8 protein-coding genes are annotated in these 8,683 nt (G+C 67.3%); 3 read left to right on the top strand and 5 right to left on the bottom strand.

Features of this window, described 5'->3' with window-relative positions:
• Window positions 1-137 precede the first annotated feature (137 nt).
• From ACP16H_RS10040 to ACP16H_RS10030, 3 genes are read left to right on the top strand one after another with little or no spacing between them, the layout of a single operon-like run.
• Window positions 138-992, top strand: a complete 855-nt coding sequence (locus tag ACP16H_RS10040; protein WP_425072147.1) for an ABC transporter permease — start codon at window positions 138-140, stop codon at window positions 990-992.
• A 1-nt stretch (window position 993) separates the two neighbouring features.
• Window positions 994-1,833: an ABC transporter permease gene (locus ACP16H_RS10035; protein WP_425072146.1), complete on the top strand. Its 840-nt coding sequence runs from the start codon at window positions 994-996 to the stop codon at window positions 1,831-1,833.
• Between the two features lie 2 nt (window positions 1,834-1,835).
• Window positions 1,836-2,477 (top strand): aspartate/glutamate racemase family protein, encoded by a 642-nt coding sequence (locus tag ACP16H_RS10030; protein ID WP_425072145.1) that lies wholly within the window; start codon window positions 1,836-1,838, stop codon window positions 2,475-2,477.
• Between the two features lie 168 nt (window positions 2,478-2,645).
• Here the strand turns inward: ACP16H_RS10030 and ACP16H_RS10025 are convergent, their stop codons facing one another.
• Genes ACP16H_RS10025 through ACP16H_RS10005 form a run of 5 tightly spaced genes read right to left on the bottom strand, consistent with a single transcriptional unit; the run spans window position 2,646 to window position 8,601 of the window.
• Entirely contained in the window at window positions 2,646-2,849 is a 204-nt protein-coding gene (locus ACP16H_RS10025) for a formate dehydrogenase subunit delta (RefSeq protein ID WP_425072144.1), read from the bottom strand.
• The gene (gene fdhD, locus ACP16H_RS10020) at window positions 2,839-3,666 is read right to left on the bottom strand and encodes a formate dehydrogenase accessory sulfurtransferase FdhD (protein ID WP_425072143.1); all 828 of its coding nucleotides are present in this window, start codon (window positions 3,664-3,666) and stop codon (window positions 2,839-2,841) included. The genes ACP16H_RS10025 and fdhD overlap by 11 nt, the downstream gene beginning before the upstream one ends.
• The gene (fdhF, locus tag ACP16H_RS10015; protein WP_425072142.1) at window positions 3,663-6,596 is read right to left on the bottom strand and encodes a formate dehydrogenase subunit alpha; all 2,934 of its coding nucleotides are present in this window, start codon (window positions 6,594-6,596) and stop codon (window positions 3,663-3,665) included. Before fdhF ends, fdhD begins: the two co-directional genes overlap by 4 nt.
• Window positions 6,593-8,110: a formate dehydrogenase beta subunit gene (locus tag ACP16H_RS10010; RefSeq protein ID WP_425072141.1), complete on the bottom strand. Its 1,518-nt coding sequence runs from the start codon at window positions 8,108-8,110 to the stop codon at window positions 6,593-6,595. The genes fdhF and ACP16H_RS10010 overlap by 4 nt, the downstream gene beginning before the upstream one ends.
• Entirely contained in the window at window positions 8,107-8,601 is a 495-nt protein-coding gene (locus ACP16H_RS10005; RefSeq protein WP_425072140.1) for a formate dehydrogenase subunit gamma, read from the bottom strand. The genes ACP16H_RS10010 and ACP16H_RS10005 overlap by 4 nt, the downstream gene beginning before the upstream one ends.
• Window positions 8,602-8,683: the final 82 nt, after the last annotated feature.

Raw genomic sequence — 8,683 nt, 5'->3', positions numbered from 1 at the left:
CGCTCGCGGCGGCGGCCGGCCGCCGCCCCCCCCCCCCCCCCGGGCGCGGCCCCCCGCCCCCCCCCCCCCCCCCGACGGGGCCCGGCCCCGTGCCCCGAGGGTATTTTCATCAAGATGAAGGCAGGACGCGCGCGCACATGCTGAGCAATCGACACTTTTCCGGCTGGCTGATGGCCGCGCCGCTGACGCTGGTTCTGGCGATCTTTCTGGTGCTGCCGATCATCATGATCGTCGTGGTGAGTTTCTGGGGGGCGACGGAATGGTCGATCTACCCGGCGTTCCAGTTCGACAATTACGAATTCCTCTTCGGGTCGGAGGTGACCTGGAGGGTGTTTGGCAACACGATCAAATACGCCCTCATCACCTGGGTCTGCACCCTGCTGATCGGCTTTACCGTGGCCTATTTCCTGGCCTTCCACGTCCGCACCCTGACCTGGCAGATCGGGCTGTTCCTGCTTTGCACCATTCCCTTCTGGACGTCGAACATCATCCGCATGATTTCCTGGATTCCCTTCCTCGGGCGCGAGGGGCTGGCCAATTCGGCGCTGCTGTCCTGGGGGGTGATCGACCAGCCTCTGGAGTGGCTGTTGTTCAGCGATTTCAGCGTGATCCTCGCCTTTGTGCATCTCTACACGCTGTTCATGGTCGTGCCGATCTTCAACACCATGATGCGCATCGACCAGTCCTTGATCGAGGCCGCGAATGATGCCGGCGCGTCGGGCTGGCAGACGCTGTGGCATGTGATCGTGCCCCTGACCAAGCCCGGCATCATGATCGGCACCATCTTCGTGGTGACGCTGGTGATGGGCGACTTCATCACCGTGCGCTTCATGTCCGGCAGTCAGTCGGCCAATGTCGGGCGCCTGATTTCCAACGACATCGCGCTGTTGCAGTACCCGTCGGCCTCGGCCACGGCGGTGATCCTGCTCATCACCGTCCTCATGGTGATCGGCATCCTTCTGCGCTTTGTCGACATTCGCAAGGAGCTCTGAGATGGAGACCCGTCCCCGCTCGTTCTACATCCTGGCGGCGTTCTTCACGCTGTTCCTCGTGTTCCTTTATGGCCCGACGATCACCATCGGCATCCTGTCATTCCAGGGGCCGGAAGGCGGGCTGACCTTCCCCATGCGCGGCGTGTCGCTGCACTGGTTCCACGACCTGTTCCAGGAGCAGGCCGTGGGCGACATCTGGGGATCGTTCCGGCGGTCTTTCGTGCTTGGCCTGATGGTCATGGTGACGACCGTGGTCGTGTCGGTCATGGGCGGGCTGGCCTTCCGCAAGCGTTTTGCGGGCTCGGGTATCCTGTTCTACCTCATCATCACCGCGCTGGTGATCCCTTCGATCCTCGTGTCGCTGGGGGTCGGGCTGATCTTCAGCCAGACCGGGCTGAAAGTGCATTGGGCGACCTCGGGCTATGGCGCGCAACTGACATGGACGCTGCCCTTCGGCCTGCTCATCATGTTCGCCGTCTTCAATCGCTTTGACCGCTCTTACGAGGAAGCCGCCCGCGACCTCGGGGCTTCCAGCTGGCAAACGCTGCGCCACGTGGTCCTGCCGATCATCGCGCCTTCGCTGATCGGGGTGGCGCTGTTCGGCTTCACCCTGTCCTATGACGAATTCGCCCGGACCCTGCTGACGGCGGGCAGCTACAACACCCTTCCGCTGGAGATATTCGGCATGACGACCAACGTCACCACCCCGGTGATCTTTGCCCTCGGAACGCTGACGACGATCTTTTCCTTCGTGGTGATCGGCGGCTTTGGCCTGATCTACTGGCTGATGGGACGCGCCCGCGCGAAGCAAGGGTCTGACGCAGGCAAGGGGATGGTCTGAGCATGACGATCTACGTCATCAACCCGAATTCCACCGCCAGCATGACCGAGGCCATGCTCGCCGCCGCCCGCGCCACCCTGCCCGACGTGGCCATGGCGGGATGGACCTCGCATGACGGGCCACCCGCCATCCAGGGTCCCGAGGACGGCGCACTGGCCGGGCCACCCTTGCTGAAACGCGTGAAGGACGCCGCCGACGCCGGGGCCTCGGGGATCGTCATCGGCTGTTTCGACGACACCGCATTGGCCGAAGCGCAGCGCGCTGTCTCCTGCCCCGTGATCGGCATCGGACAGGCGGCATTCCACATGGCGGCGATGCGCGGCTGGCGGTTCTCGGTCGTGACGACCCTCGCCGTATCGGTCCCGGTGATCGAAGAGAACATCCGCGCCTACGGGCTGGAGGGATTCTGCGGCAAGGTCCGTGCCTCGGAGATCCCGGTGCTGGCACTGGAGGCCGACCCCAACGCCGCCTGCACCCGCATTCTGGCCGAGGCACAGGTGGCGCTGGCCGAGGACAAGGTGGACGCCATCGTGCTGGGCTGCGCAGGCATGGTGCATGTCACCCGCACCCTGCGCACCGCGCTGGACGTGCCGGTCATCGACCCGGTCGAAGCGGCAGTCGGCGCCATGCGCTGGCTGGCGTGACGGGTCCGAGGCAGGCCGCGTTCCAGCCCGAAGCGCGCGCGTGTCCTTCGCGGAGCACGGAGCGCCAGTCGGCTTCGCACACGTAACGTCGAGCCGCAGATGAATACACGACCGTGATGATCCCGGTGCCACGGCATCCTTCGTCTGGCCAACAGCTTGGACGCGGTCTCAGACCAGCGGGACTGCCTTCAGCACCACGTCGTCCAGCCCCGCGCCGCCGGTTTCGGCATATCGGCGCAACTGTTCGCGCATGCGCGGTTCCCAGAAGTCAGAGATATGCGCGGCCACGCGGGTGGGCGCGTCCTCGCCCGGCTGGGTCTTGAAGAAGGTGGCGATCTGGTTGGCCATGCGGACCATCTTGTCAGGCGACATGCGCTGCCTCGTCGGTGATGCGGAAGGGATGGGTGTAGGTGTCGAAACCGCCGCCCCGGGCAAAGGCCGCGAGGGTCAGACCGGCCTCGGTGGCCAGCCGCACCGCTTGCGCGGTGGGGGCCGAGACGGCGATCAGCGCGGGAATGCCCGCCACGGCGCATTTCTGCACCAGTTCGACCGAGAGGCGCGAGGTCATGACCGCCGCGCCGGTACCGGGGTCGATGTCGCCCCGCACCATCGCGCCGATCAGCTTGTCGAGCGCATTGTGGCGGCCCACGTCCTCGCGCAGCGCCACGATGCCCTGACCGGGCACCATGAAGCCCGCCGCATGCGTCGCCCGCGTCAGGTCGTGCAGGACCTGACCGTCGCGCAGGGCATCGGTCGCGCCCGCGACCTCGTCCCGCGACAGGCGCAGGGCGGTGCCTTCGACACGCGGCACGGCGCGCATCGCCTGTTCGAGGCTGTCGATGCCGCACAGCCCGCAGCCCACCGGCCCGGCCATGCTGCGCCGCCGCTCCGCCAGCGCCTCTGCCCGGTCGTCGCTGACCCAGAACCGCGCCTCGATGCCTTGCGCGTGTTCGACCACCTCGAACGCCTCGACCTGTGTCGCGTCGGTGATCGCCCCTTCGGTCAGGGCAAAGCCCCAGGCGAAATCCGCGATGTCGGCGGGGGTCGCCATCATCACGGCCTGCGTCGTGCCGTTGAAGACCACGGCCACCGGCACCTCCTCCGGCAGGGTGCGGTGGATCGCGTAGGTGGCCTCGGCGCGATGCGACCAGCCCGGCGCCGAGGTGGTGGGACGCCGCGCCATGGTCATTCCGCCGCCGGGAGGATGCGGCGCGCGCGCGCGGCCTGGGCCGCGTAATCCTCCTGCCAGTCGGTCGGCCCGTTGGAGGGCGAGACCTGCACCGCCGTCACCTTGTATTCCGGGCAGTTGGTCGCCCAGTCCGAGTAATCCGTGGTGATGACATTGGCCTGCGTGTCCGGGTGGTGGAAGGTGGTGTAGACCACGCCGGGGCTGACCCGGTCCGTCACCTTCAGCCGCAGCGTCGTCTCGCCCGACCGCGAGGCCAGCCGGACCCAATCGCCGTCCTTCAGGCCGCGATTCTCGGCATCATGCGGGTGCAGTTCCAGCACGTCGGCCTCGTGCCAGACCACGTTGTCCGTGCGCCGGGTCTGCGCGCCGACGTTGTACTGCGACAGGATACGCCCGGTGGTCAGCAGCAGCGGGAAGCGCGGGCCGGTGCGCTCGTCCGTGGCAACGTATTCCGTGACGATGAACCGCCCCTTGCCGCGCACGAAGCCGTCGACATGCATGAGCGGCGTGCCCTCGGGGTGCTCGCCGTTGCAGGGCCACTGGACGGAACCCATCTGGTCAAGCAGTTCATAGGTGACATTGGCAAAGCTCGGCGTGGTCGCGGCGATTTCCGCCATGATTTCCGAGGGGTGGGTATAGGCCCATTCCGGGCGGCCCGCCTGCCGCAGCATGGCATTGGCCAGCAATTGCGTCACTTCCCAGTCGGCATAGCCATTCTTCGGGGCCATCACCTCGCGCACGCGGTTGATGCGGCGCTCGGCGTTGGTGAAGGTGCCGTCCTTTTCGAGGAAGGACGACCCCGGCAGGAACACATGCGCGTAATTCGCCGTCTCGTTGAGGAAGAGGTCATGCACGATGACGCAATCCATCGCCGCCAGCCCCGCCGCCACATGCTTCGTATCCGGGTCCGATTGCAGGATGTCCTCGCCCTGGCAGTACAGCCCCCTGAAGGTCCCCTCGACCGCCGCATCCAGCATGTTCGGGATGCGCAGGCCCGGCTCCGGGTCGATGGTCACGCCCCAGGCGGATTCAAAGATGCCGCGCACCTCCGCACCCTTCACATGGCGATACCCCGGCAGTTCGTGCGGGAAAGACCCCATGTCGCACGACCCCTGCACGTTGTTCTGGCCGCGCAGCGGGTTCACGCCGACGCCGGGGCGGCCGATGTTGCCGGTCAGCATGGCGAGGTTGGCGATGGCCATGACCGTGGTCGACCCCTGCGAGTGTTCCGTCACGCCCAGCCCGTAGTAGATCGCGCCATTGCCGCCCTTGGCAAAGAGCCGCGCCGCCGCGCGCAAGTCCTGCGCGTTCACGCCGGTCAGCAGCGCCGTCGCCTCCGGCGCATGGCGCGCGTCCGAGACGAACTCCGCATAGGCGAGGAATTCCTCCCAGTCGCAGCGTTCGCGGATGAAGGCCTCGTCATACAGCCCTTCGGTCACGATCACATGCGCCAGCGCCGTCACCACGGCGACGTTCGTACCCGGCGTCACGGCCAAGTGATGCGCCGCCCTGACATGCGCCGATTTCACGAGGTCGATGCGACGCGGGTCGATCACGATCAGCTGCGCGCCCTGCCGCAGGCGCTTTTTCAGCCGCGAGGCAAAGACCGGGTGCCCGTCCGTCGGGTTCGCCCCGATGACGATGACCACATCCGTCTGCTCGACCGAGTCGAAATCCTGCGTCCCCGCCGAGGTGCCAAAGGTCTGGCCGAGGCCGTAGCCGGTCGGCGAATGGCACACCCGCGCGCAGGTGTCGGTGTTGTTGTTGCCAAACACCGCGCGGGTCAGCTTCTGCACGAGGAAGGTCTCCTCGTTGGTGCAGCGGCTCGACGTGATGACGCCGATGCTGTCCTTGCCGTGCTTTTCCTGCAGCCCGTGCAGGCGCTTCGCGGCGAACTCCAGCGCGGCGTCCCAGCTGACCTCTTGCCAGGGGTCCTCGATCCGCTCGCGGATCATCGGTTTCAGGATGCGGTCGCGGTGGTTGGCGTAGCCATAGGCGAAACGGCCCTTGACGCAGCTGTGCCCACGGTTGGCCTTGCCGTGCTTCCACGGCACCATGCGCACGAGGTCATCGCCCTGCATCTCCGCCTTGAAGGAACAGCCAACGCCGCAATAGGCGCAGGTGGTCACGATGGAACGGTCCGGCGTGCCCATCTCGATCACCGATTTCTCCTGCAAGGTCGCCGTCGGGCAGGCCTGAACGCAGGCGCCGCAGGACACGCAGTCCGAGGTCAGGAAGCTGTCCGCCGCCCCGCCCGCCGAGACGCGGCTGTCGAACCCGCGCCCTTCGATGGTCAGCGCAAAGGTGCCCTGGACCTCCTCGCAGGCGCGGACGCAGCGGTTGCAGACGATGCACTTGGAGGCGTCATATGTGAAATAGGGGTTGCTCTCGTCCTTGGCCTGCCACTGCGGGTTGACCTCGCCAGAGGTGTTGCGCGCAGAGAAGTGGTTCGCCAAGCCGCCAGTCTCCGGGGCCTTGTACCGCACGTCGCGCAGACCCACGGCCCCGGCCATGTCCTGCAATTCGCAATCGCCGTTGGCGGCGCAGGTCAGGCAGTCCAGCGGGTGATCGGAGATATACAGCTCCATCACGCCCTTGCGGATGCGGCGCACCTTGGCGGAATTCGTGTCCACCACCATGCCCGGCGCAACCGGCGTGATGCAGGAGGCAGGCGTGCCGCGCCGTCCCTCGATCTCCACCGCACACAGGCGGCAGGAGCCGAAGGCCTCGAGGTTGTCCGACGCGCAGAGCTTCGGGATCTGGATGCCGATCTCGGCGGCGGCCCGCAGCACCGAGGTGCCCTCGGGCACCGTCACCTCGAATCCGTCGATGGTCAGCGTCACCGGCTTGCCGTGCTTCGCCGGGGTGCCCATGTCGCGGTCGCTGAACGCGCCGCTCGGAGACTGGGCTGGGAGGATGAAGTCCTTCATTCTGCGGCCTCCTTCAGGCGGGAGAAATCATCGGGGAAATGGGTCACGGCGGACATGACGGGGAAAGGCGTGAAGCCGCCGAGCGCGCAGAGCGAGCCGTCCTTCATCGTCTCGCAGAGGTCGGTCAGCAGCGGCAGGGCCGCCGCGTCGCCCGACGCGATGCGGTCAATGGTTTCCACGCCGCGCACCGCGCCGATGCGGCAGGGGGTGCATTTGCCGCAGCTTTCCACCGCGCAGAACTCCATGGCAAAGCGCGCCATGCCCAGCATGTCGGTGGTGTCGTCGAAGACGGTCAGCCCGGCGTGGCCGATCAGCCCGCCCGCCTGATCGAATTCCTCGTAGCCCATGGCCGTGTCGAATTTCGACACCGGCATGTAGGCTCCGAGCGGCCCGCCGACCTGCACCGCCTTCACCGGGCGACCCGAGCGGGTGCCGCCGCCGAGGTCATTGACCACCTCGCCCAGCGAGATGCCAAAGGCGGTCTCGAACAACCCGCCGCGCGCCACGTTGCCCGCGATCTGCAGCGTCACCGTCCCGCGCGACCGGCCAAGGCCGAAATCGGCGTAGTGTTGCGCGCCCTTTTCAAAGATCACCGGCACGGTCGCCAGCGAGATCACGTTGTTCACCACGGTGGGGCGACCGAGGAAACCCTCGAGCGCCGGGAGGGGAGGCTTCGCCCGCACCGTGCCGCGCTTGCCCTCGAGCGAGTTCAAAAGCGCGGTTTCCTCTCCGCAGACATAGGCGCCAGCGCCCCTGCGGATTTCCATGTCAAAGGCGCGGCCCGAGCCGAGCACATCCGCGCCCAGCACCCCCGCCGCACGCGCGATCTCCACCGCGCGGGTCATCACGGCGATGGCGTCCGGGTATTCCGAACGCAGGTAGACGTAGCCTTTCGTCGCGCTGACGCCGATCCCGGCGATGGCCATGCCCTCGATCAGGGTAAACGGATCGCCTTCCATCAGCATGCGGTCGGCAAAGGTGCCGCTGTCGCCCTCGTCGGCGTTGCAGACGATGTATTTCTGCGGGGCGTGGGCCATGCGGACCGTGTCCCACTTGATGCCCGTGGGGAAGCCCGCGCCGCCGCGCCCGCGCAGCCCGCTGGCCTTGACCTCGTCCACGATGGCCTCGCCGGTCATGGTCAGCGCCCGGCGCAGGCCGGTCAGGCCGCCATGGGCCTCGTAATCCGCCAGCGACAGCGGGTCGATCACGCCGCAGCGGGCAAAGGTCAGCCGCGTCTGGCGCTTCATCCAGTCGAGGTCCTCCACCGGGCCGAGCGTGTCGAGCTTGCCGTCGAGCAGCGCGTCGACGTCCTCGGGCGCGACGGGCCCGTAGGCCAGCCGCTGACCGTCTGCCTCGATCTCCACCAGCGGCTCCAGCCAGACCATCCCGCGCGAGCCGTTGCGCGCCACCTGCGCCGTCAGACCCCGCGCGGCGATGCCCGCCGCCAGCGCCTCGGCCACGTCATCCGCACCCAGCGCCTTGGCGGCGCTGTCCATGGGAACCCAGATCTTCATGCGCCCACCTCCGCCAGAACCTTGTCCAGCTTCGCCGCATCGACGCGGCCCACCACCTTGTCATCCACCATCGCCGCGGGCGCGCAGGCGCAAAGACCGAGGCAATAGACCGGCTCCACCGTCACCGCGCCATTCGCCGTGGTGCCGTGCCAGTCCAGCCCGAGCTTCGCCAGCAGCGTGTCGGCCAGCGCCGCCCCGCCCACCGACTGGCAGGCCTCCGCGCGGCAGATCTTCAGCACATGCCGCCCGGCGGGGGCGGCGCGGAAGTCGTGGTAGAAGGAGATCACGCCGTGCAGTTCCGCCCGGCTGATGTTCAGCGCGTCACAGATCGGCCCATGCGCCTGTGCGGGGACAAAGCCGAAGGCGTCCTGAAGCGCGTGCAGCATCGGCAAAAGCGGCCCTTCAAGGGCGGTGTGTGCGTCGATGATGCGGGCAATCTCTGCTCCGTCGATGGCAATATCGACGGCGCTGGCGGTGGCGTGATGGGCCATGGCTGTCCTCCTCCGGTTTGCCCGCACAAGGCACACGGAGGGGTTGTCGGATCAATAACGGTGTTCCGTCAGGTGATCGGGT

Source organism: Sagittula sp. S175 (assembly GCF_049800975.1).
In the GTDB taxonomy this organism is placed as follows: Bacteria; Pseudomonadota; Alphaproteobacteria; order Rhodobacterales; family Rhodobacteraceae; genus Sagittula.
This window is presented reverse-complemented; position numbering and strand designations above follow the sequence as displayed.